Annotated in this window: 1 protein-coding gene; it reads left to right on the forward strand. The window is 64.1% G+C overall.

Features of this window, described 5'->3' with window-relative positions:
* The coding region (locus AC1DCY_RS27785) for a lysozyme inhibitor LprI family protein (protein ID WP_477356027.1) at positions 1–291 on the forward strand (291 nt) is incomplete at its 5' end.
* Between the last annotated feature and the right edge of the window lie 121 nt (positions 292–412).

Below are 412 nucleotides of genomic sequence, written 5' to 3' on the forward strand. Positions count from 1 at the left end.
CAGGGCGCCATCGAAGAGGCCGCCTGCCTGTCCAGCGAATCGGACCGGCAGGACCGCCGGTTGAACCAGGCATACCAGCAGTTGCAGGGACATCTCGACACCTCGGCCAAGGCCCGCCTGCTGGCCGCGCAACGGGCGTGGCTGCAATCGCGCCAGCGCGATGGCGAACTGGAAACCGTGCTGTACGACGATTCGCAGCCGGGCAACCTGCAGCAGAAATTGAATGACACCGAGCGCCTGCGCGCGCGCGCCGATCAGCTGGAAACCTATCTGCGCCTGATCGGTCCGTAATCCGCAACACGGTCATCCCTCCACGGACAAGGAAGTGAGCCATGCCGAACAACATCGATACCCGTAACCTTGACGCAACCGCTGGCGCGGTGTTTTTCGCTGTCGGACGCGGCACCGAAGG

The sequence above is a fragment of the Lysinibacillus sp. 10T31 genome, from assembly GCF_056394365.1.